The following is a 21,204-nucleotide window of genomic DNA, read 5'->3' as shown; positions in this document are numbered from 1 at the left end:
GACGCCCTGCGCCGGGCGCCCTGCGAGTAGGCGTGTTGGGCGGGTTCACGACGAACTCGACGTATGCGGTGGATATTCGACGTCTGAAGGAAGGCGGCCAGGCCGGTTCAAGGCTGGCGTATCTGGGACCGACGCCGCTCGCGGCGGTGTGGAGTGCGGTGTGGGTGGCGCGCCGCGTACTGGCGTGGAGGCAGGGATGACCAGGCTGACGGGCACGGCAATGCGCGTAACGATCTTCATCGGGGAATCGGATCTGTGGCACCACAAACCCGTGTACACGGAGATCGTGCACCGGGCGCACAGGGCGGGTCTGGCGGGCGCGAGTGTGTTCCAGGGAATTGAGGGGTTCGGCGCCTCCTCGTTGATTCACACCGTCCGGCTGCTGTCCCTGAGTGAGGACCTGCCGGTGGCGATCGTGATCGTGGATGACGAGGAACGCATCCGTGCCTTCCTGCCGCAGCTCGACGAGCTGGTCACGGAGGGGCTGGTGATCCTGGACGGCTGCGAGGTCATCCGCTACGCGGGCAGGGAGACGTCCAAGTGAACTGGCTGCTGGTGGCGCTGGGGGCTGCGGTCGGCGCCCCGTTGCGCTTCCTGACCGACCGGGCGGTGCAGACCAGGCACGACTCGGTCTTCCCGTGGGGGACCTTCGCGGTCAATGTCGTTGGCTGTCTCGTACTGGGTGTGCTGACCGGGGCGGTGACGGCCGGGGCGGCCTCCTCGCGCGTGCAGCTGTTCCTGGGGACCGGGCTGTGCGGGGCGCTCACGACGTACTCGACGTTCAGCTACGAGACGCTGCGGCTGGTCGAGGACGGGGCGAAGTTCTACGCGGCGCTCAACGTGATCGCCGGCGTGGTCGCCGGGCTGGGCGCCGTCTTCGCCGGTGTGCTGTTCGGCGAGGCGCTCTGGGACTGACCCGGCGCGCCCACCCGCTCCTCCCGCTCCGTGCGCCACGACGTCATGCCGGTGTCATTCGCCGCGATCGTGGTCGGTGAGGACTTCCTCGACGACATGTCGAGCGATGGTCGCCATCACCGGGTTCGTGTGCCGGTAGTACCGCAGTTCCAGGAGCGCTATCGACAGCGCCCAGCCGCGACCTCGTGCCCAGGCCGCGTCATCACGTTCCACGGCGGCCCGGAAGGCGCCCCTCGTGTCGGCCGGCAGCAGGTACCACGCCGAGATCAGGTCGACTGCGGGATCGCCCAGCCCCAGACACCCGAAGTCGATGACTGCGCTGAGCCGTCCGCGGGCCATCAGCAGATTGCCCGGCTGCAGGTCCGCGTGAAGCCAGACTGCCGGGCCGGACCACTCCGGCGCCCGCAGGGCCGCTTCCCAGGCGGTGGTCGCCGCATCGGTGTCGACGATTCCACGCAGTTCCGCGATCGCGGCGCGTGTCGCGGTGTCCCGGTCGGTCAGGGGCTCACTCCGGTAGGAGGGTGGCCCGTCCGCGGGATCTATCCGGTGCAGCGCGGTGACGAACTCCGCCAGGTCCTCGGCGAGCAGGCCGGGTTCGGCGATGGATCCGACGCTGGGATTCTCACCGTCGAGCCATCGGTACACGGACCAATGCCAGGGATACGACACAGCGGGCGTGCCCTTGCCCAGCGGAACGGGAATGTCGCAGGGAAGCAGCGGGGCAAGCCGTGGCAGCCACCGGTGTTCCTTCTCCACGTCATGGGCGGCCCCCGCGAGGCGCGGCAGTCGTACGACCATGTCCCGGCCCAGCCGATACATGGCATTGGATGTGCCGGCGGAGTCGATCGGCTCGACGGGAAGGCCCGCCCACCGCGGAAACTGAGCGGCGATGAGCCGACGAACAAGAGCTGCGTCGGTGCTCACCTCGTCGGCATGCATCTTGCCGGCACACATAGAACCCGTCCTGAACAGAATTCCGCCATGTGGCATGGAGGACTTGGAGGGAAGGCCTGTCAACACAGGCGGGACCCCCGGGGAGCCGTCTGCGAGGCCTGCTGCCGACCACACTGCGCATCGTGGTCACCGCGACAGGCACCGGGTGACATCGCACACCACCGGAAGATCATCAAGCAAGCGGGACCGCACCGTGAGGCATGTCATGGTGTGGGCTCATTCACGTAAAAACCACCCGGTACGTACCGAACTCGGGCCGTCACGGCCCCACCAACGCGAAACGGGCCCCCGCCAGGACTTTCGTCTCTGGCGAGAACCCGTCTCGTCGGTTTCTCTCTGTGCGCGAGGGGGGAGTTGAACCCCCACGCCCTTTCGGGCACTGGAACCTGAATCCAGCGCGTCTGCCTATTCCGCCACCCGCGCATTGGGTGCTGCCGCCTGCCCCCACCTGTCGGTGTGAGCGCCTGGCGACATGCAGAAGATTAGCACGCAGCACAGGGTGGATTCACATCCGATTGTTTCGCGGACGGTGCCGGGGAACAGGGAACGGAAGGCGGCCGCCCCCGCTCCTCCTTGGAGCACCCCGTGTGCGGGACACTGTCAGGAGGCCGCCTCTACGATCCGTGTGAGAGGTGACACTCATCGACGGGGCAGACAAGGGGAACCAGCCGATTTCCCGACGCGTGGATACGATCAGTAAGCAGTACCAGGACGGCAACGACGGAGGAGGTGCCTCATGGGAGTCCTGAAGAAGTTCGAGCAGCGACTCGAAGGTCTGGTCAACGGCACCTTCGCCAAGGTGTTCAAGTCCGAGGTCCAGCCCGTCGAGATCGCCGGCGCCCTCCAGCGCGAGTGCGACAACAACGCGACGATCTGGAACCGCGAGCGGACTGTCGTCCCCAACGACTTCATCGTGGAGCTCAGCGCGCCCGACTTCGAGCGCCTGAGCCCGTACTCAGGCCAGCTCGGCGACGAACTGTCCGGACTGGTACGCGACTACGCCAAGCAGCAGCGCTACACCTTCATGGGGCCGATCAAGGTCCACCTGGAGAAGGCGGACGACCTCGACACCGGTCTGTACCGGGTGCGCAGCCGCACCCTGGCGTCGAGTACGTCACAGTCGCCCGAGCGGGCACCTGCCGGTCCCGGCCACGCCGCCGCCCCCCAGGGCGGCGCCCGCGGCGGCTACGGCTACCCGCCCACCGCAGCGCCTCCCATGCCGGCCGCGCCCCCTCCGGGAGCCGGCCGACCCGGCCCCGCGCCCGTCGCGGACCGCCGCCCGGCACCGGGCCCAGGCCCGATGCCGAGCACTCAAGTACGACGTTGGATCGAGATCAACGGCACCCGCCATCAGATCTCCCGCCCGACGCTGGTGCTGGGTCGCAGCACCGACGCCGATGTGCGGATCGACGACCCCGGCGTATCGCGCCGGCACTGTGAGATCCGGACCGGAACGCCCTCGACGATCCAGGATCTCGGGTCTACCAACGGCATCGTGGTAGACGGGCAGCACACCACCCGCGCTACGCTCCGCGACGGCTCGCGGATCGTCGTGGGCAGCACCACCATCGTTTACCGGCAAGCCGAAGGGTGAAGCGGGGGCAATGTCAGAGCTGACCCTGACGGTCATGCGGCTAGGTTTCCTGGCCGTACTGTGGCTGTTCGTTATTGTGGCCGTTCAGGTCATCCGCAGCGACCTGTTCGGGACGCGCGTCACGCAACGCGGTTCGCGCCGCAATGCCGACGCACGCCCCCAGCAGGCACGCCAGACCGCCGCGCCTCCGCAGCAGCGGCAGCAGGCGAGCGGCCGCCAGCGGCGCGGTGCGCCCACCAAACTGGTCGTCTCCGAAGGCACCCTCACGGGCACCACGGTGGCGCTTCAGGGGCAGACAATCACCCTGGGCCGGGCGCACGACTCCACAATCGTGCTGGACGACGACTACGCGTCCAGCAGGCATGCCAGGATCTACCCGGACCGTGACGGCCAGTGGATCGTCGAGGATCTCGGGTCCACCAACGGCACATATCTCGACCGGACCCGACTCACCACCCCGACACCGATTCCGCTGGGCGCGCCGATCCGCATCGGCAAGACCGTCATCGAGCTGCGGAAGTAGTACGACAATGAGCGAGCGGAGCGAGCGAGCCGCAGCGGTCCCGACAGCGGACCGGGACGGGCTCCCGACCGGAGGGTGGGCAGTGTGGCTCGAGACCGGCTGTACCCCGAGCCGACGGGCGAGGTGCGCATGAGTCTGTCTCTGCGTTTCGCCGCCGGATCGCACAAGGGCATGATCCGGGAGGGCAACGAGGACTCCGGCTATGCCGGCCCCCGCCTTCTGGCCATCGCCGACGGCATGGGCGGACAGGCCGCCGGCGAGGTCGCCTCGTCGGAGGTCATCTCCACGCTCGTCACACTCGACGACGACGTGCCCGGCTCGGACATCCTCACCTCGCTCGGCAGTGCCGTACAGCGCGCCAACGACCAGCTGCGGCTCATGGTCGAGGAGGACCCCCAGCTCGAAGGCATGGGCACCACGCTCACCGCCCTGCTCTGGACCGGCCAGCGCCTCGGCCTCGTACACGTCGGCGACTCCCGCGCCTATCTGCTGCGCGACGGCGTGCTGACGCAGATCACGCAGGACCACACCTGGGTGCAGCGCCTCGTCGACGAGGGCCGGATCACCGAAGAGGAAGCCACCACCCACCCGCAGCGCTCCCTGCTGATGCGCGCGCTGGGCAGCGGCGACCATGTCGAGCCCGACCTCTCCATCCGCGAGGTCCGCGCCGGCGACCGCTATCTGATCTGCTCGGACGGACTGTCCGGTGTGGTCTCCCACCAGACGATGGAGGAGACCCTCGCCAGCTACCAGGGCCCGCAGGAGACCATCCAGGACCTCATCCAGCTCGCGCTGCGCGGCGGCGGCCCGGACAACATCACGTGCATCGTCGCCGACGTCCTCGACACCGACTCCAACGACACCCTGGCCGGGCAGCTCAACGACACCCCGGTCGTCGTCGGCGCGGTCGCCGAGAACCAGCTCCAGCTGAACGACGGCGGCGCCATGCAGACCCCGGCGGGCCGCGCGGCCGGCCTCGGCCGCCCCGTACCCCCGCAGCAGCCCGGCGGCGGCTTCGGCCCGCCCGGCAGCGGCGACGACATGGGATACGGCGGGATGCCGCCCGAGGGCAGCTTCGGCGCGTACACCGACGACGACTTCATCAAGCCGCGCGGCGGCCGCAAGTGGCTGAAGAGAAGCTTCTACATCGTGCTCGCCCTGGGGGTCGTCGGCGCCGGCCTGTACGGCGGCTACCGCTGGACGCAGACCCAGTACTACGTCGGCTCCAAGGACGAGCACGTCGCGCTCTACCAGGGCATCAGCCAGGATCTGGCCTGGGTCTCGCTCTCGGACGTCGAGAAGGACCACCCCGAGATCGAACTCAAGTACCTCCCGCCCTACCAGCGCAAGCAGGTCGAGGCGACGATCACCGCCGAGAGCCTCAGCAAGGCCAAGGCGAAGGTCGACGAGCTCGCCGTGCAGGCCTCCGCCTGCAAGAAGGACGAGCAGCGCCGCGACGCGGCGGACCGCGCCAGCACTCCGCCACCCGGTGAGGGCCAGGCCGGCGGCACCACCGGCAAGCCGACCACCCAGAACGCACAGACCAAGCCGACCGCACCTACTCCCACTCCGGGCCCCACCCTCTCGGAGGAGGAGCAGAAGCTGGCCGCGAACTGCGGAAAGCAGTAATCGGCCGTAGGGGGCCTTCTCCACCATGAGCGTTGTCACCAACACCACCACGATCGGCGCGATCGAAGCACCGAGCCGCCGAAACACCGAGCTGATGCTGCTCGCGTTCGCCGTTGTCATTCCGGTGTTCGCCTACGCCAATGTGGGCCTCGCGCTCAATGGTGAGCTCCCGGCCGGCATGCTCGCCTACGGCCTCGGGCTGGGCCTGCTGGCAAGCATCGGCCACCTCGTGGTGCGCAAGTTCGCCAAGTACGCAGACCCGCTGCTGCTGCCGCTGGCGACACTGCTCAACGGCCTTGGCCTGGTCCTGATCTGGCGACTGGACCAGTCACCGAGACTGGCCTACCAGGGTGCCGCCGCCCCCAACCAGCTGATGTGGTCGGCGCTCGGCGTCGCCATGTTCATCGGTGTGCTGGTGTTCCTCAAGGACCATCGCGTCCTGCAGCGCTTCACCTACATCTCGATGGTCCTCGCGCTGATCCTGCTGGCAGCACCGGCATTCTTCCCCGCGGACAGCGCGAACTTCGGCGCGAAGATCTGGATCCGGCTCGGTCCGCTCTCGCTCCAGCCCGGCGAGTTCGTGAAGATCATCATCGCGATCTTCTTCTCCGGCTACCTGATGGTGAAGCGCGACGCCCTTGCCCTGGCCAGCCGTCGTTTCATGGGGCTCTACCTGCCTCGCGGCCGTGACCTCGGCCCCATCCTCGCCGTGTGGATGCTCAGCATCCTCATCCTCGTTTTCGAGACCGACCTCGGTACCTCACTCCTCTTCTTCGGAATGTTCGTGGTCATGCTCTACGTGGCCACCGAGCGGACCAGCTGGATCGTCTTCGGCCTGCTGATGTCTGCGGTGGGCGCCGTGGTCGTCGCCTCCTTCGAGCCGCACGTCAAGGCCCGTGTCGCAGCATGGCTCAACCCGATGGCGATCTTCCTGCCGCCCGACCAGCGGCCCCAGGGCCTGATCTCCGACCAGGCCGCGCAGGCGCTGTTCGCGTTCGGCTCTGGAGGGACCATCGGCACAGGCCTCGGACAGGGCAACTCGGATCTGATCAACTTCGCCGCGAAGAGCGACTTCATCCTCGGAACGGTCGGCGAGGAGCTGGGCCTCGCCGGAATGATGGCGATCTTCCTGATCTACGCGCTGATCGTGCAGCGCGGAGTGCGCACCGCGCTCGCGGCCCGCGACCCGTTCGGCAAGCTGCTCGCCATCGGCCTGTCCTCGGCCTTCGCCCTACAGGTCTTCATCGTCGCCGGCGGCGTCCTCAACCTGATTCCGCTCACCGGTATGACCATGCCGTTCCTCGCGCAGGGCGGTTCCTCCGTCATCACCAACTGGGCACTCATCGCCATCCTGATCCGGATCAGCGACACCGCGCGCCGACCGGCGCCGTCCCCTGCCCCGTCCCCCGACGCCGAAATGACCCAGGTGGTCCGACCGTGAACAAGCCCTTGCGCCGGGTCGCGATCTTCTGCGGCCTGCTCATCCTCGCCCTGCTGATCCGTACCAACTGGGTCCAGTACATGCAGAGCAAGGAGCTCAACACCCACGAGAACAACAAGCGCGTACTGATCGAGCGATACGCCTACGAGCGCGGCAACATCATCGTGGACGGCAAGCCGATCACGGGCTCCACGGCGACGAACGACAAGTTCTACAAGTACAAGCGCACCTACATCGACGGCGCCATGTGGGCCCCGGTCACCGGCTACGCCTCCCAGGCATACGACGCCAACCAGATCGAGAAGCTTCAGGACAGCATACTCACCGGTAACTCCGACCAGCTGTTCTTCGACCGCACGATGGCGATGTTCACCGGCGACAAGAAGAAGGGTGGCAACGTCGTCACGACGCTCAGTGGCGCCGCGCAGAAGGCCGCCTACCAGGGCCTGGGCAACAAGAAGGGCGCCGTCGCGGCCATCGACCCGCAGACCGGCAAGATCCTCGCGCTCGCCTCGACTCCTTCGTACGACCCCTCGACCTTCGCCGGCTACTCGGCCAAGGACGAGAAGGCATGGGTGACCCTCGAGAAGGACAAGAACAAGCCGAAGCTCAACCGCGCGCTTCGCGAGGTCTACCCGCCCGGCTCCACCTTCAAGGTGGTCACCGCGGCCGCTGCGCTGGAGCACGGCGTGATCGACGACATCAACTCGGCGACGGACACCCCGGAGCCGTACATCCTGCCCAACACCCGCACGCCGATGGTCAACCACGCCAACGGCTGCAAGAACGCCAGCCTGATGAAGGCGCTGGAAGTCTCGTGCAACTCCGTCTTCGCCAAGCTCGGTGACCAGGTCGGCCGGGACAAGATGCTGGAGACGGCGCAGAAGTTCGGCTTCAACAACGCCGAGATCGACACTCCGGTACGTGCCGCCGGCTCCGTCTACGACAAGAACATGGACCGGCCCGGCAACGCGCTCTCCTCCATCGGCCAGTTCAACACCGCCACGACGCCCCTTCAGATGGCCATGGTCGCGGCGGCGATCGCCAACGACGGCAAGCTGATGAAGCCGTACATGATCGACCAGCTTGAAGCGCCCAACCTGGACGTCATCGAGAAGACCGAGCCGCAGGAGATGAGCCGCCCGCTCTCCCAGAAGAACGCGCAGCTCCTCCAGGAAATGATGCAGAACGTCGTCGAGAGCCCGAACGGCACGGGCGGCAAGGCCAAGATCGACGGCGTCACCGTCGGCGGCAAGACCGGTACCGCCCAGCACGGCGAGAACAACAGCAAGAACCCGTACGCCTGGTTCATCTCGTACGCGAAGACCGCCGACGGATCGCCCGTCGCAGTCGCGGTCATCGTCGAGGACAGCGAAGCCAAGCGCGACGACATCACCGGCGGTGGCCTCGCCGGCCCCATCGCCAAGTCCGTGATGCAGGCCGTACTGGACAGCAAGAAGTGACGCGGATCACGTCCGGCGTCCATACCTGCACATTGCGATACCGGTCGGGTATCAGGTGACGGTCGCGGGCCGATCAGGTGGTGCGTGGCCGGTAGCGTATGCGCGAACAGCACACCGCCGGACCACACACGGGTGCGGTCGGGACTGACGGAGAGGGCTGGAACAGTTATGGAAGAGCCGCGTCGCCTCGGCGGCCGGTACGAACTGGGCTCGGTGCTCGGCCGTGGTGGCATGGCAGAGGTCTACCTCGCCCACGACACCCGGCTCGGCCGCACCGTCGCCGTGAAGACGCTGCGGGCCGATCTCGCCCGTGACCCGTCCTTCCAGGCCCGGTTCCGCCGTGAGGCCCAGTCGGCCGCCTCGCTCAACCACCCGGCAATCGTCGCGGTCTACGACACGGGCGAGGACTACGTCGACGGGGTCTCGATCCCGTACATCGTCATGGAGTACGTCGACGGCTCCACACTCAGAGAGCTGCTGCACTCCGGGCGCAAGCTGCTTCCCGAGCGCACGCTCGAGATGACCATCGGCATCCTCCAGGCGCTGGAGTACTCCCACCGCAACGGGATCGTCCACCGCGACATCAAGCCGGCGAACGTCATGCTGACGCGCACCGGCCAGGTCAAGGTCATGGACTTCGGCATCGCCCGCGCCATGGGCGACTCCGGGATGACGATGACCCAGACCGCGGCGGTCATCGGCACCGCGCAGTACCTCTCCCCGGAGCAGGCCAAGGGCGAGCAGGTCGACGCCCGCTCCGACCTGTATTCCACCGGCTGTCTGCTCTACGAGCTCCTCACCGTCCGTCCGCCCTTCGTGGGCGACTCCCCGGTGGCGGTGGCCTACCAGCATGTACGCGAGGAGCCGCAGCCGCCGAGCAACTTCGACCCCGAGATCACGCCCGAGATGGACGCCATCGTCCTGAGGGCCCTGGTCAAGGACCCCGACTACCGTTACCAGTCGGCCGACGAGATGCGCGCGGACATCGAGGCCTGCCTCGACGGCCAGCCGGTCGCGGCGACGGCGGCGATGGGCGCGGTCGGCTACGGCGGATACGCCCCCGAGGACCAGCCGACCACGGCGCTGCGCCAGGCCGACCCGGCGGGCCAGACGTCGATGCTTCCGCCGATGAACCCGGACGACGGGGGCTACGGCTACGACGACCGCCCGGACCGCCGACGCCAGAAGAAGTCGAACACCTCGACGATCCTGCTGATCCTCGCGGGCATCCTGGTGCTCGTCGGCGCGGTGCTGATCGGCAAGGCGGTCTTCGGCGGCGGTGACGGCGGCGGCGGCGATGTGCCGGTGCCGCAGCTCGTCGGTAAGACGCTGAGGGAAGCCCAGACGCTCGGGACGAACGCCGGCGTCAAGGTCGCCCAATCGAGTACGGCGCGCTGCGAGCAGCCGAAGGGCAGCATCTGCAGCCAGACACCGGCCAACGGGAATATGCAGCAGGGCGAGACCGTCCAGGTCGTCGTCTCGGAGGGCGCACCCAAGGTCGAGGTCCCCGATGTACTCGACAAGAAAGTGGAGCGGGCGAAGGAGATCCTAGAGGGCAAGGCCTTCCGGGTCGAAACCACGGAGATTGAGTCCGACGAGGAGCCGGGCAAGGTCCTCAAGCAAGATCCATCGGGTGGCACCGAGGCCGAGAAGGGCACCGAGGTCACGCTCACCGTGGCCAAGCAGGCCAAGGTCACCGTGCCTCCCGTCGTGGGTCGGCTGTTCGACGACGCCAAGAGCCAGCTCGAGACCCTCGAGTTCACGGTCACGCGGGTGGACGTGGACTCCGATCAGCCGGTGGGCACGGTCATCACGCAGGACCCGACGGGCAACTCGAAGGCCGCCAAGGGTGCCACGGTCACGCTGCAGGTCTCCAAGGGCCCGCAGCAGACCGCTCAGGTGCCTCAGCTGTTCAACAAGACGATCGGCGAGGCCAAGCAGATCCTCGCTCAGGCAGGTCTGCAGCTCGGCGCCGTCAACGGTCCGAACGACGACAGGGCCCGGATCATTGTTCAGGACCCGGCGGCCGGTTCACCGGCGACTCCCGGCCAGCAGATCAATGTGCAGACCATTGACGGCGGCGGGGGCGGCAACAACGGCGGGAACGACGGCGGAATCTTCGGCTAGCCCCGGACCGCAAAGCAGGAGGCCCCGGCACCCCTCATCGGGTGACCGGGGCCTCCTGCTGCCTGCCATCTGCTGTGCGCACCGAGGGCGGCATCACCGCCGTACGCCGAGCCCAGGACGGCTGAGCTCCTCCAAGGAGCTCAGTCAGCGCAGCTCCGCCGGCGGCGTACGGTCCGCGTCGACCTTCTGCGTGCGCACCAGCTCGCCCCACACGATGTAGCGGAAGTCCGACGTGTAGACGGGCGTGCACGTCGTCAGCGTGATGTACCGGCCGGACTTCGTCCTGCCCGACTCCTTCGGGACCGGCTGCAGCACGTTCACGTTGTACTTCGAGGTCTCCGGAAGCTCCTTGAAGACCTTGTAGACGTACCAGGTGTCCCGCGTCTCGAAGACGATCGGGTCCCCGTCCTTCAGCTTGTGGATGTTGTGGAACTTCGCTCCATGGCCGTCGCGGTGCGCTGCCAGCGTGAAGTTGCCCTTGCCGTCCCAGGGGAGCGCCGACTTGATCGGGTCCGTGTAGTAGCCCGCGATGCCGTCGTTGAGGCTTTGGGAATCGGTGCCCTTCTTCACCAGCACCTCGCCGTTGCTCATGGCGGGTACGTGGAGGAAGCCGATGCCGTCCTTGGTGTCGAGGGCGCCGGGGCTGCTCGCCCAGCCGTCGCGCATCTGGTCGCCCTGTTTGGAGGCCGCACGGTCGGCGAGGACGTTCGTCCACCACAGTGAGTAGACGACGAAGAGCCCCAGCACCACGCCCGCGGTGATCAGCAGTTCGCCGAAGACACTGATGACACCGGCGGCCCGGCTACGCGCACGTGACACTGCACCTTTTCCCGTCTTGAAGTCCCACCGCACCCACCGAACCGAACCAACCGTTTTCAGCCGACGAGCGCGTCGGGTTTGCCCTTGCTGCGCGGTCGTTCGTCGACCATCTTGCCCCACACGATCATTCGATACGTACTCGTAAATTCCGGCGTACACGTCGTCAGCGTGATGTACCTGCCCGGTCCGTCGAATCCGGCGCCCTCCGGCACCGGAGCGATCACACTCACGTTCGACGGTGAGGTCTGCGGGAGGATGTTCGCCATCTTGTACGTGTAGTACGCGTCCTGCGTCTCGACGACGATCGGGTCCCCCGGCTGTAGACGGTTGATGTACCGGAACGGTTCTCCGTGGGTGTTGCGGTGACCCGCGACCGCGAAGTTGCCCGCCTTGTCCGAGGGCATCGCGGTCTTGAGCTTCCCCTCGCCGTAGTGGCCCACCATGCCGCGGTCGAGGACCTTGTGCTTGCTGATGCCCTCGGCGATCGGGACGACCACGTCCAGCTTGGGGATGTGCATGATGGCGAAGCCCTGCCCGGGCTCGAACGCACCGGGCTGACGGCCCTTGGCCCAGTCGTCCTGGATCTTGTTCGTCTCCTGGCTGGCCTGCTGCCCCGCGCGTATGTTCGTCCACCAGAGCTGGTACGTCACGAACAGCAGCATCAGCACGCCGAAGCTGATGAAGAGCTCACCGATGGCGCGGCTCGCGATGACGGCGGGGCTGTCCTTCGCGGCACGCGCGGCGCGGCGGGCCTCGACGCGTGAGAGAGGTTTGGCGGGCGTCGCGGAGGTGTCCGGGGCGGCAGAAGCGGGCCCCGGGCGCCTGTGGCCCCGGGCCTTGGCAGCCCGGCGCCGCTCGGCACGGCCGGGACCCGCGGGCGCCTGTGCCGCGCGCCGGGTGTCCTCCGTACGCAGGGCGACGGTCTCGTCGTCCGGTACTGGTATCGGCCCGGACATCTGCTGGGGGATCGCGACGGTCTCGTACAGCGCCGCCCCAGGTTCCGCTTCCGGTTGCGGCTGGGCGTACCAGTCCCGCTGATAGCCCTCCGGGTCGTCTCCGGAGTACTGGCGGTAGCCGGACCACTCCTGAGGCTGGGGCACCTCGGCCTCAGGGGCGTGAGCGTGCCCCGCGTCCGGAGCGTCCGTCGCCCCGAACCAGGGCGACCCCTGCTCCCCCGGCGGCATGGGGTCTCCCCACGGCGGAGCCGTAGGGGAGGGATCCGTCAGCGGGTCGTACTCATACCCGTCCTCAGGACGCCGGGCGTTCACGCCACAGCCTTGCCCACCACCGGTGCGAGCCCCGCCGAACGCTCGACGGCCCCGGTGTCGCCGCACTGCTCGAGCCAGTTGGCGAGCATCAGATGCCCGTGCTCGGTGAGGACCGACTCGGGGTGGAACTGCACGCCCTCGACGGCCAGTTCACGGTGGCGCAGCCCCATGATGATGCCGTCCGCGGTCCGTGCCGTGACCTCCAGCTCGTCCGGGAGCTCCGCCGGCTCCGCGGCCAGCGAGTGGTAGCGGGTCGCCGTGAACGGCGAAGGCAGCCCCGCGAAGACGCCCTTACCCTCGTGCGTGACCGGCGAGGTCTTGCCGTGCAGCAGCTCGGGAGCCCGGCCCACCACACCGCCGTACGCCACCGCCATCGACTGCATCCCCAGGCAGACGCCGAAGACCGGCACCGCGGTGTCGGCGCAGTGGCGCACCATCTCGATGCACACACCTGCCTGCTCGGGTGCTCCGGGTCCGGGGGACAGCAGCACCCCGTCGAAGCCGTCCTGCGCATGTGCCGGCGCCACCTCGTCGTTGCGCACGACCTCGCACTCCGCACCCAGTTGGTACAGGTACTGGACGAGGTTGAAGACGAAGCTGTCGTAGTTGTCGACGACCAGGATGCGCGCGCTCATCGGGCCGCCCCTGCTCCGTCGACCGTCACATCGTTGAACGGAAGCAGCGGCTCCGCCCATGGGAAGACGTACTGGAACAGCACGTAGACGACCGCGAGGATCAGCACGAGCGAGAGAACTGCCCGCACCCATGCGTTGCCCGGCAGATGCCGCCAGATCCAGCCGTACATGCTGTCCCTTTCCGTTTGGTACCGCACCAGACTAAAGGGCGGCAGGGGCACATGGGTCAGCTGCGCAAAGCTTCGGGTTTGCCGTCGGTCACAGGCTGGGTGGCGTCCAGATGCGCCCAGGCGATCAGCCGGTGGCTGCTGCCCCACTCCGGATCACAGGTGGTCAGCGTCAGATAGCGTCCCGGCCCGTCGAAGCCCGGCTTCCTGGGGACGGGGTCGATGACGCCGGTGTCGCTCGGGACGGTCCGGTAGGGCTCCCGGTCGACGCGGTACGTGAACCAGGTCGTCCCGTCCGTCAGCACCACCGCGTCACCCGGCCGCAGCTCCGGGAAGTCCTTGAAGGGATCGCCGTACGTGCGCCGGTGGCCGGCGACCGAGAAGTTGCCGCTGCCGCCGAGGACGGTGGTGGAGGCGTAGTGCCCGAGGCCCTTCTTGAGGGTGCCCGGCGAGGTGCCTTCCAGGACCGGCCAGTCCCAACTCCTGCCGAAGCGGGGGATGTACATGACCGCGAAGGGCTTGCCGTCGCGGTACTCCTTGGGGGCGCCAGGGGCGGGTGTCGTCGTGCGCTCCGGAGCAGGAGTGGCGGCGGGAGCCTGGACCGGACCCTGCGACCACTCCTCCTGGAGCCTGTCGATCTGCCCGTCGGTGGCGCCCGCTGCCTTGATTCCGGTCCAGAACGCTACGTACACGACGAAGAGCACGATCAAGGTGCCGGCGGTGATGCAGAGTTCGCTGAAGGTCCTGACGATCAGCCGTACCGATGCCGTCCGTCCCACCGTCCCCCCAGGGGCTACTGCACGGGCTTCGCGTAGTGGAGATCCACTGTGCCCGAGTAGCCGGGGAGAGTCACCGCCTTGCGCTCAGCGACTTTCCAGCCGAGCCCGTAGGCCTTCACATACAGCTGGTAGTTCTGGATCGCGGGGGATTCGGCGAGCGCCTTCTTGAGCGCGCCCCGGTCGCCGACGGCCGTGACCTTGTACGGCGGGGAGTAGACGCGGCCCTGGAGGATCAGCGTGTTGCCGACGCAGCGCACGGCGCTGGTGGAGATGAGCCGCTGGTCCATGACCTGGATGCCCCTGGCGCCGCCCTGCCACAGAGCGTTCACGACGGCCTGCAGGTCCTGCTGGTGGATGACCAGGTCGTTGGCCTGCGGCTCGGGGTAGCCGGGGGCTGCCTGTGCGTTCGGCGGGGCGTCGTTGAGGGTGACGCTGAGAGCGGGTCCGGTGACCGACGAGGTGCCCGAGGCCTTCTCCAGGGCGCCGAGCCTGGCGTCCTCGGCCTTGGTGGAGCCGTCGTCGCGCCGGGCGAGCGAGTCGACGTCGTCCCGTACCGCCGCGGTGGACTCGTCCAGGTCGGCGTTCTTGGTGCTGCGCTGCTGGATCAGGTCGGAGAGCTTCAGCATCGACGCGTCCGTACGGATATTGGTGCCCTTGGCGGTGTTGAAGCTGGTCACGAAGATCAGCCCGGCGAGGGCGAACACGGCAGCCGTCAAGAGCCGGACAGTCCCGCCCGTCACCCGACCACCACCCCTCATCGAGCTTCGCCACCTTCCTGTTCGTCGAAGCGGTTGTCCGGACCTTGGGGGGAGTCGGCAGAATTGCTCAACGTACCCTTATCTCCTTAGGCGCCGCGGAAGCACTACGCTAACGGACGCCCGGGGGAGGCGGTGGTCCCCCTCGCTCCAGCCCCTGGCGTCAAGCCACAGTTCCCTGCGCGGTCACGCAGCGCATCGACAGGAGAGTCCCTCGTGCCGAAGTCACGTATCCGCAAGAAGGCCGACTTCACGCCGCCGCCGGCGTCGAAGCAGGCGACCAGCATCAAGCTGACCAGCCGCAGCTGGGTCGCACCGGTGATGCTCGCGCTGTTCCTGATCGGCCTGGCCTGGATCGTCCTCTTCTATGTCACTGAGGGCGACCTTCCGATCAAGAGCTTCGGCAACTGGAACATCGTTGCCGGCTTCGGCTTCATCGCCGCCGGCTTCGGCGTATCGACCCAGTGGAAGTAGCTTCTCCGCAGCCTCGTCGTCAAGCCCTGCCCCGAGGTTATCCACAGCGTTGTCCACAGTGGGGAAAAGTTCAGACGATCTGTGGATAACCCTCAAAGCATTGACGCCGGTGTGACTGCATCGGCCATCTTGATGAAGCGTCCTGCCCCTTGTCTCTGCTGGGAAAACCCAGCTCAGCGACAAGGGGCACGCTTGTTCCCCACAGCATGCACAAGATCGACCACACGCTGTGGACAACTTTGGGGAAAGGTCTCGCTCAGGTGAGCGCGGCGGTCCTGGCCACCACGGTGACGATCACCGCGACCAGGATCAGTGCGCAGGTGCCGTACTGGACCAGAGCCCGGCGCTCGGTCGGCGCGTGCACCATGGCGTACCCGACCACGACACCGCCGACGAGCCCGCCGATATGGGCCTGCCAGGCGATGTTGAACGCCGGGTTGAAGGTGAAGATCAGGTTGATCACCAGCAGTGCGATGACCGGCCGCATGTCGTAGTTCATTCGCCGCATGAGCACGGCGGTCGCGCCGAAGAGGCCGAAGACGGCGCCGGAGGCGCCGAGCGAGGGCTGGTTCGCGTCGGCGAGCAGATACGTCAGCGCGCTGCCCGCAAAGCCGGAGAGCACGTACAGGGTGAGGTAGCGCGCGCGTCCGAGGGCGGCTTCCAGAGGGCCGCCGATCCACCACAGGCTGAGCATGTTGAACGCGATGTGGATATAGCTGCCGTGCAGGAACATCGACGTCAGCAGCCGGTACCACTGCCCCTCCGCGACGCCCTCGACATCTCCGAGCACCGGGACGAAGGCGCGCCCGATCAGGTCGAACTGGTCGGTGAACCGGTCCCCGAGCGACAGCTGCAGCAGGAAGACGGCGAGGTTGATCGCGATCAGGAGCTTCGTCAGCAGGCGCGGATCAGCGGTGACCGTGCCGCCCGCGATGGTCCGCGGTCGCGTGGCCGACGGGGCGTGTCCCGTACCGGATCCCGAACGGACACATTCCGGGCACTGGAATCCGACCGACGCGCTGACCATGCACTCCGTGCAGATGGGCCGCTCGCAACGGGTGCACCTGATGCCCGTCTCGCGGCCCGGATGCCGGTAGCAGCTGGGGCCGTGCGCGTCCTGCGGCTGCTGCCCACTGCCTGGCGCCTGGTCCATGAGGTCCCTCTGTCTCCCTAGCTCAACACACCGCCCCGCCCATCCATACGGATGAGCGGGGCGAATTGGTTCCCCTCGGGTCCCCTCGGGTCCCTGAGGATCCCCGGGGGCGCCACAGGGGCACTGCGGGGCTCAGCCCTCGCGGGTCTCCACGACGACCGACTCGATCACGACATCGCTCACCGGGCGGTCGGTGCGCGGGTTGGTCTGGGTGGAGGCAATCGCGTCCACGACCTTCTTGCCGGTCTCGCTGCTGACCTCGCCGAAGATGGTGTGCTTGCGGGTCAGCCAGGCGGTGGGCGACACGGTGATGAAGAACTGCGAGCCGTTGGTGCCCGGGCCGGCGTTCGCCATGGCCAGCAGGTACGGCTTGTCGAAGCCGAGGTCCGGGTGGAACTCGTCCTGGAACTCGTACCCCGGGCCGCCCGTGCCGTTGCCCAGCGGGTCACCGGCCTGGATCATGAAGCCGCTGATCACGCGGTGGAAGACCGTGCCGTCGTACAGCTTGTCAGTGGACTTCTTTCCGGTCGCCGGGTGGGTCCACTCACGCTCGCCCTTGGCGAGCTCCACGAAGTTCTTGACCGTCTTGGGCGCGTGGTTCGGCAGTAGCCGGATCTCGATGTCGCCTTGATTGGTCTTCAAGGTGGCGTACAGCTGCTCGGCCACGATCTGCCTTCCGTAAGTCTGCTCTGACGTCACACGATCCTCGCACGCGAGAGCCGTCCACGGATAAAAGGCGTCGAGTCCTCGACGAAGCGGCGCGTTGTGGGGCGAACCGTGGCATCGTCGTCCGCAAGGTCCCTACATGACCCGGATGCCCGCCCCGCATGCCGAGGCCGCACTCAACAGGCATGATTTCCAAACGGGTGGAAAGGCGAAACTGTGCCTAACTGGAAGTAAAGCCCAGCCACCCAGAACGCCACCGAGGAGGAGGATCCCGTGACCCGCATGGACAGCGTGCGCGCCGCGACCGGTACGGCGAAGGACAGCGTGCTGCACGCCGCGGAAGTGGTGGCGCCCTACGCCGGTACGGCCAAGGACCAGGCCGCGCACTATGCGCACGAGGCCCGCGTACGGCTCGCGCCCACAGTCTCCAAGGCCGCTACTCAGGCCCGTGTTCAGTACGACGCGCGTGTTGCGCCGCGTGTGCCGCCGAAGGTGGACGAGGCAGCGCACCGAGCCGCGGTTCAGGCTCGGAGGGCGGCTCGTCAGGCGGCGGATTACACCGTTCCGCGTGTGGAGCAGGCGGTGGCCGTCGCTCTGCCCGTACGGGAGGAGGCTCTGGCCCGCTCCGCTGCCGCACTGGCCGCACTGCGCGGACAGGTGACGGCGAAGGAAATTCAGAAGCTGGTGAGGAAGCACGAGCGGCGCTCGAAGGCCGCGCGGCTCGCCAAGGGTCTCGCGATCGTCGGTGTGCTGGTCGGTGGGGCGGTCGCGGCCTGGAAGTGGTGGGACAAGCAGGCCAACCCCGACTGGCTGGTGGAACCGCCCGCTGCCACGGAGGTCTCCGACCGAGCCCCGCTGTCGTCCGTCGACGGCAGTGAGCAGGGAGACCTGGACCCCGAGGTGCAGGCGAAGCAGGACGAGGCGGAGGCTGCCGACCGCGACGATGAGCGCTGATCGCATACCGCCCGTGGGGCAGGTGGCGCCGGGAGAGGTGAGCGGTCCCGGCGCCTCATGCCGAGGCGGGCGCCGTGTCGGCGACGCGGGCAGGTGACGGGCTCGACCCGATGTCCGGGATGTCGGCACTGTCGGCGTCGGTCGCGGGCAGGTGACGGGTGGCCGGCGACGATCCATGGGCCTCGGCTCGGATGCGCTGCTTGATGGTGGGCGGCAGCGATCTGTCGCGCGCGACGGGGCTCCACTGTGTAGCGGGGCTCCATCGCGTACTGGGCGCGGGCACCGTCGGCCGTACGGTCTGCCGGCGCACCTGCTGCGGCAGGACCGGCGCCTTGGGCGTCCCGACAGCCGGCCGGCGCGCGGCGGCGGTGGCGGTGGTCAGCCCCACCGAGGCAAGCAGCGCAAAGAACGCGCTGATGAGCGCGGTCCACAGATTTCTGACCTTGATGGCGGCCATGACCCCTCGCTTTCGGGTTGAGCGATCTACATACCTTTCTCATGATGTGTACGCATCTCGGGAAGTGGGGGAGCGACGCCGCCGCTGCGCAGTTCTTCCGATGAACACCACCCGGACGGCCCATTCCACGGTGCGGGCGGGGCGGAGAGGCAGTACAAGGCAGTGAAAAAGGGCGCTCCGATCTGTTCTCGACAGATCGGAGCGCCCTTGTCGCTGTGGAGCCTAGGGGAGTCGAACCCCTGACATCTGCCATGCAAAGACAGCGCTCTACCAACTGAGCTAAGGCCCCGGAAGGGTGGGTACGGCAGAGCAGAAGCGTGCCTCGGCCACCGCCGCAGACCAGAGTACCGGGTGACCCCCGGAATCCTGCAAAAGGATTGGGACTCCCGGTGGGCGACCACTCTCCGTAAGATGCTCGTCGAGGTTCGCAGCAGCGAAGCCCGCTTTGGGGAAAAGCGATGGGGAGACGCAATGGACGCAGTGCAGCAGGAAACAACCGCAAGAGCCAGAGAGCTGCAGCGCAGCTGGTACGGAGAGCCTCTGGGGGCGCTGTTCCGTCGGCTCATCGATGATCTGGGCCTGAACCAGGCCCGCCTTGCCGCGGTGCTCGGGCTGTCGGCTCCGATGCTCTCCCAGCTGATGAGCGGCCAGCGCGCCAAGATCGGCAACCCCGCGGTGGTCCAGCGGGTGCAGGCGCTGCAGGATCTGGCGAGTCAGGTCGCCGACGGCAGTGTCAGCGCGGTCGAGGCGACGGACCGGATGGAAGAGATCAAGAAGTCGCAGGGCGGCTCCGTGCTGACCGGCACCAGCCAGAGCACAAGCAGCTCCGGAGCGCCGACAGTTCGCCGTGTCGTACGCGAGATCCAGTCGCTGCTTCGTTCGGTTGCCGCGGCGGGCGACATCATCGATGCGGCGGACTCTCTCGCCCCGAGCCACCCCGAACTGGCAGAGTTCCTCCGGGTGTACGGCGCCGGTCGCACGGCCGACGCCGTCGCCCACTACGAGTCGCATCAGAGCTGACCGAGGCAGTCGGCCTCACGAGGGAACGGGGAGCGGGCGCAGCGCAATGGGTGAGGTCTTCGCTGGTCGGTACGAACTGATCGACCCGATCGGTCGCGGCGGTGTCGGTGCGGTGTGGCGAGCCTGGGACCAGCGGCGCCGTCGCTATGTGGCGGCCAAGGTGCTGCAGCAGAGCGATGCGCACACCCTGCTGCGCTTCGTCCGCGAACAGGCCCTGCGGATCGATCATCCCCATGTCCTCGCTCCGGCCAGCTGGGCCGCGGACGACGACAAGGTGCTGTTCACCATGGACCTGGTGAGCGGCGGGTCGCTGGCGCATGTCATCGGGGACTACGGCCCGCTGCCGCCCCGTTTTGTGTGCACGCTGCTCGATCAGCTGCTGTCCGGTCTGGCCGCGGTGCACGCGGAGGGGGTCGTGCACCGCGACATCAAGCCGGCGAACATCCTGATGGAGGCCACCGGGACCGGACGGCCGCATCTGCGGCTGTCCGACTTCGGGATCTCGATGCGCAAGGGTGAGCCACGGCTCACCGAGACCAACTATGTGGTGGGCACGCCCGGTTACTTCGCGCCCGAGCAGATGATGGGCGCGGAGCCGGACTTCACTGCCGATCTCTTCGCGGTCGGTCTCGTCGCGCTCTATCTGCTCCAGGGCAAGAAGCCCGACTCCAGAGCGCTGGTCGAGCACTTCGCCAACATCGGGACTCCTGGTGCCCCTCAGGGCATCCCCGAACCGCTGTGGCAGGTGCTCGCCGGTCTGCTGCAGCCCGATCCGCAGGTTCGGTTCCGTACCGCCACGGGGGCGCGCAAGGCGCTCACGGCGGCTGTCGAGATGCTCCCGGAGCCCGGTGCCGACGACGAGCCCGTCGAGATCTTCGACCAGATCGGCCCGCTCCCCGCCGGATTCGGCCCCGACGGCCCGACCGGCCCAGCACGGGACACCGCACCGGCTGCCCAGGCCGAGCAGGCTCACGTACAGCAGCCGCTCCCGCCGTCGCAGACGGGCAGCTTCCATCTGGCCCCGCCACCGCAGCAGCCGTCCGCCCAACTCCCTTACACGGCCCAGCCGTCCACTCCGCCCCCCATGCCGGCGGCCTCGGAGCCGACGCCCACACCGACTCCCACCCCCACGCCCGCACCGGCCCACAGCGCTTCCCCGCTGTACGCCCCCGCGCCCGAGCAGTCCGTGCAGTCCCCGACCGCTCCCACCGCCGCGGTGCCGTACGAACAAGCCCTCACCCGTGCTTACACGGCGCAGAGCCCGCAGGTTCCGCACGCGCACGCGCCAGTTCCGACGGCGGCCCGCAAACGACCGGGACCGCCCCCGAAGGTCGCGGTCCCGGTGCTGCTTGTCGCGCTGCTCTGCTTCGCGGTGGGCATCTGGGCGCTGACCCAGGCCTGATCCCGCGGC

Annotated in this window: 21 protein-coding genes, 2 tRNA genes and 1 pseudogene; 12 read left to right on the top strand and 12 right to left on the bottom strand. The window is 67.9% G+C overall.

The annotated features are described in order from the left end of the window. The first annotated feature begins 196 nt into the window (after nucleotides 1–196). Nucleotides 197–544 carry a DUF190 domain-containing protein gene (locus OG741_RS20595; protein WP_405599942.1) on the top strand — a complete coding sequence of 116 codons (348 nt, stop codon included), beginning with the start codon at nucleotides 197–199 and terminating at the stop codon, nucleotides 542–544. After that, a complete protein-coding gene (gene crcB, locus OG741_RS20590; RefSeq protein WP_405599940.1) occupies nucleotides 541–915 on the top strand; it encodes a fluoride efflux transporter CrcB in 375 nt (124 codons plus the stop codon). Before OG741_RS20595 ends, crcB begins: the two co-directional genes overlap by 4 nt. Before the next feature lie 54 nt (nucleotides 916–969). Here the strand turns inward: crcB and OG741_RS20585 are convergent, their stop codons facing one another. After that, nucleotides 970–1,869: an aminoglycoside phosphotransferase family protein gene (locus OG741_RS20585; RefSeq protein ID WP_405599937.1), complete on the bottom strand. Its 900-nt coding sequence runs from the start codon at nucleotides 1,867–1,869 to the stop codon at nucleotides 970–972. A gap of 339 nt (nucleotides 1,870–2,208) precedes the next feature. Further along, nucleotides 2,209–2,292: transfer RNA gene (locus OG741_RS20580), tRNA-Leu, on the bottom strand. Between the two features lie 313 nt (nucleotides 2,293–2,605). On the opposite strand from OG741_RS20580, the gene OG741_RS20575 reads away from it, so the two are divergent. The 6 genes from OG741_RS20575 to pknB all read left to right on the top strand — a co-directional run bounded on the left by OG741_RS20575 (nucleotide 2,606) and on the right by pknB (nucleotide 10,646). Beyond that, entirely contained in the window at nucleotides 2,606–3,463 is an 858-nt protein-coding gene (locus tag OG741_RS20575; RefSeq protein ID WP_405599934.1) for an FhaA domain-containing protein, read from the top strand. Between the two features lie 10 nt (nucleotides 3,464–3,473). Further along, nucleotides 3,474–3,986, top strand: coding sequence for an FHA domain-containing protein (locus tag OG741_RS20570; RefSeq protein WP_266480513.1), 513 nt, complete (start codon nucleotides 3,474–3,476; stop codon nucleotides 3,984–3,986). Nucleotides 3,987–4,115: 129 nt separating this feature from the next. Further along, entirely contained in the window at nucleotides 4,116–5,615 is a 1,500-nt protein-coding gene (locus tag OG741_RS20565) for a PP2C family protein-serine/threonine phosphatase (protein ID WP_405599931.1), read from the top strand. A gap of 25 nt (nucleotides 5,616–5,640) precedes the next feature. Then, nucleotides 5,641–7,056 (top strand): FtsW/RodA/SpoVE family cell cycle protein, encoded by a 1,416-nt coding sequence (locus tag OG741_RS20560; RefSeq protein ID WP_405599929.1) that lies wholly within the window; start codon nucleotides 5,641–5,643, stop codon nucleotides 7,054–7,056. Further along, nucleotides 7,053–8,519, top strand: a complete 1,467-nt coding sequence (locus OG741_RS20555; RefSeq protein WP_405599927.1) for a peptidoglycan D,D-transpeptidase FtsI family protein — start codon at nucleotides 7,053–7,055, stop codon at nucleotides 8,517–8,519. The genes OG741_RS20560 and OG741_RS20555 overlap by 4 nt, the downstream gene beginning before the upstream one ends. Nucleotides 8,520–8,687: 168 nt before the next feature. Further along, nucleotides 8,688–10,646 (top strand): Stk1 family PASTA domain-containing Ser/Thr kinase, encoded by a 1,959-nt coding sequence (gene pknB, locus OG741_RS20550; RefSeq protein WP_405599925.1) that lies wholly within the window; start codon nucleotides 8,688–8,690, stop codon nucleotides 10,644–10,646. A 144-nt stretch (nucleotides 10,647–10,790) separates the two neighbouring features. Here pknB and OG741_RS20545 read toward each other — a convergent pair whose 3' ends face one another. The 6 genes and pseudogenes from OG741_RS20545 to OG741_RS20520 all read right to left on the bottom strand — a co-directional run bounded on the left by OG741_RS20545 (nucleotide 10,791) and on the right by OG741_RS20520 (nucleotide 15,143). Next, entirely contained in the window at nucleotides 10,791–11,465 is a 675-nt protein-coding gene (locus OG741_RS20545) for a class E sortase (protein WP_405599923.1), read from the bottom strand. A 56-nt stretch (nucleotides 11,466–11,521) separates the two neighbouring features. Next, nucleotides 11,522–12,733: a class E sortase gene (locus tag OG741_RS20540; RefSeq protein ID WP_405599920.1), complete on the bottom strand. Its 1,212-nt coding sequence runs from the start codon at nucleotides 12,731–12,733 to the stop codon at nucleotides 11,522–11,524. Further along, on the bottom strand, nucleotides 12,730–13,368 hold the full coding sequence (locus tag OG741_RS20535) for an aminodeoxychorismate/anthranilate synthase component II (protein WP_405599917.1): 639 nt from the start codon (nucleotides 13,366–13,368) through the stop codon (nucleotides 12,730–12,732). Before OG741_RS20535 ends, OG741_RS20540 begins: the two co-directional genes overlap by 4 nt. Then, the gene (locus OG741_RS20530) at nucleotides 13,365–13,538 is read right to left on the bottom strand and encodes a hypothetical protein (protein WP_266480533.1); all 174 of its coding nucleotides are present in this window, start codon (nucleotides 13,536–13,538) and stop codon (nucleotides 13,365–13,367) included. Before OG741_RS20530 ends, OG741_RS20535 begins: the two co-directional genes overlap by 4 nt. A gap of 56 nt (nucleotides 13,539–13,594) precedes the next feature. Further along, on the bottom strand, nucleotides 13,595–14,314 hold the full coding sequence (locus OG741_RS20525) for a class E sortase (protein ID WP_405599915.1): 720 nt from the start codon (nucleotides 14,312–14,314) through the stop codon (nucleotides 13,595–13,597). 14 nt (nucleotides 14,315–14,328) lie between these two features. Continuing rightward, a pseudogene (locus OG741_RS20520) lies at nucleotides 14,329–15,143 on the bottom strand (DUF881 domain-containing protein). Nucleotides 15,144–15,285: 142 nt separating this feature from the next. Between OG741_RS20520 and crgA the strand changes: the two are divergent. Then, nucleotides 15,286–15,543, top strand: a complete 258-nt coding sequence (gene crgA / locus OG741_RS20515) for a cell division protein CrgA (protein WP_142214706.1) — start codon at nucleotides 15,286–15,288, stop codon at nucleotides 15,541–15,543. A gap of 256 nt (nucleotides 15,544–15,799) precedes the next feature. Here crgA and OG741_RS20510 read toward each other — a convergent pair whose 3' ends face one another. Further along, nucleotides 15,800–16,696, bottom strand: coding sequence for a rhomboid family intramembrane serine protease (locus OG741_RS20510; RefSeq protein WP_405599913.1), 897 nt, complete (start codon nucleotides 16,694–16,696; stop codon nucleotides 15,800–15,802). Nucleotides 16,697–16,828: 132 nt separating this feature from the next. Then, nucleotides 16,829–17,362 carry a peptidylprolyl isomerase gene (locus OG741_RS20505; RefSeq protein ID WP_405599912.1) on the bottom strand — a complete coding sequence of 178 codons (534 nt, stop codon included), beginning with the start codon at nucleotides 17,360–17,362 and terminating at the stop codon, nucleotides 16,829–16,831. Nucleotides 17,363–17,635: 273 nt separating this feature from the next. Here OG741_RS20505 and OG741_RS20500 point away from each other — a divergent pair, with 273 nt between their 5' ends. Next, nucleotides 17,636–18,316, top strand: coding sequence for a DUF5324 family protein (locus tag OG741_RS20500; RefSeq protein WP_405599910.1), 681 nt, complete (start codon nucleotides 17,636–17,638; stop codon nucleotides 18,314–18,316). A 55-nt stretch (nucleotides 18,317–18,371) separates the two neighbouring features. Here OG741_RS20500 and OG741_RS20495 read toward each other — a convergent pair whose 3' ends face one another. Together OG741_RS20495 and OG741_RS20490 are read right to left on the bottom strand one after the other, a co-directional pair. Then, nucleotides 18,372–18,773, bottom strand: a complete 402-nt coding sequence (locus tag OG741_RS20495) for a DUF6344 domain-containing protein (protein ID WP_405599909.1) — start codon at nucleotides 18,771–18,773, stop codon at nucleotides 18,372–18,374. Nucleotides 18,774–18,989: 216 nt separating this feature from the next. Beyond that, a tRNA-Ala gene (locus tag OG741_RS20490) sits at nucleotides 18,990–19,062 on the bottom strand. Between the two features lie 182 nt (nucleotides 19,063–19,244). Between OG741_RS20490 and OG741_RS20485 the strand changes: the two genes are divergently transcribed. Both OG741_RS20485 and OG741_RS20480 read left to right on the top strand, forming a co-directional pair. Further along, nucleotides 19,245–19,793: a DNA-binding protein gene (locus OG741_RS20485; RefSeq protein WP_266480554.1), complete on the top strand. Its 549-nt coding sequence runs from the start codon at nucleotides 19,245–19,247 to the stop codon at nucleotides 19,791–19,793. Between the two features lie 46 nt (nucleotides 19,794–19,839). Next, nucleotides 19,840–21,195, top strand: coding sequence for a protein kinase domain-containing protein (locus OG741_RS20480; RefSeq protein WP_405599906.1), 1,356 nt, complete (start codon nucleotides 19,840–19,842; stop codon nucleotides 21,193–21,195). The last annotated feature ends 9 nt before the right edge of the window (nucleotides 21,196–21,204 follow it).

Source organism: Streptomyces sp. NBC_01410 (assembly GCF_045040195.1).
Taxonomy (GTDB): domain Bacteria; phylum Actinomycetota; class Actinomycetes; order Streptomycetales; family Streptomycetaceae; genus Streptomyces.
This window is presented reverse-complemented; position numbering and strand designations above follow the sequence as displayed.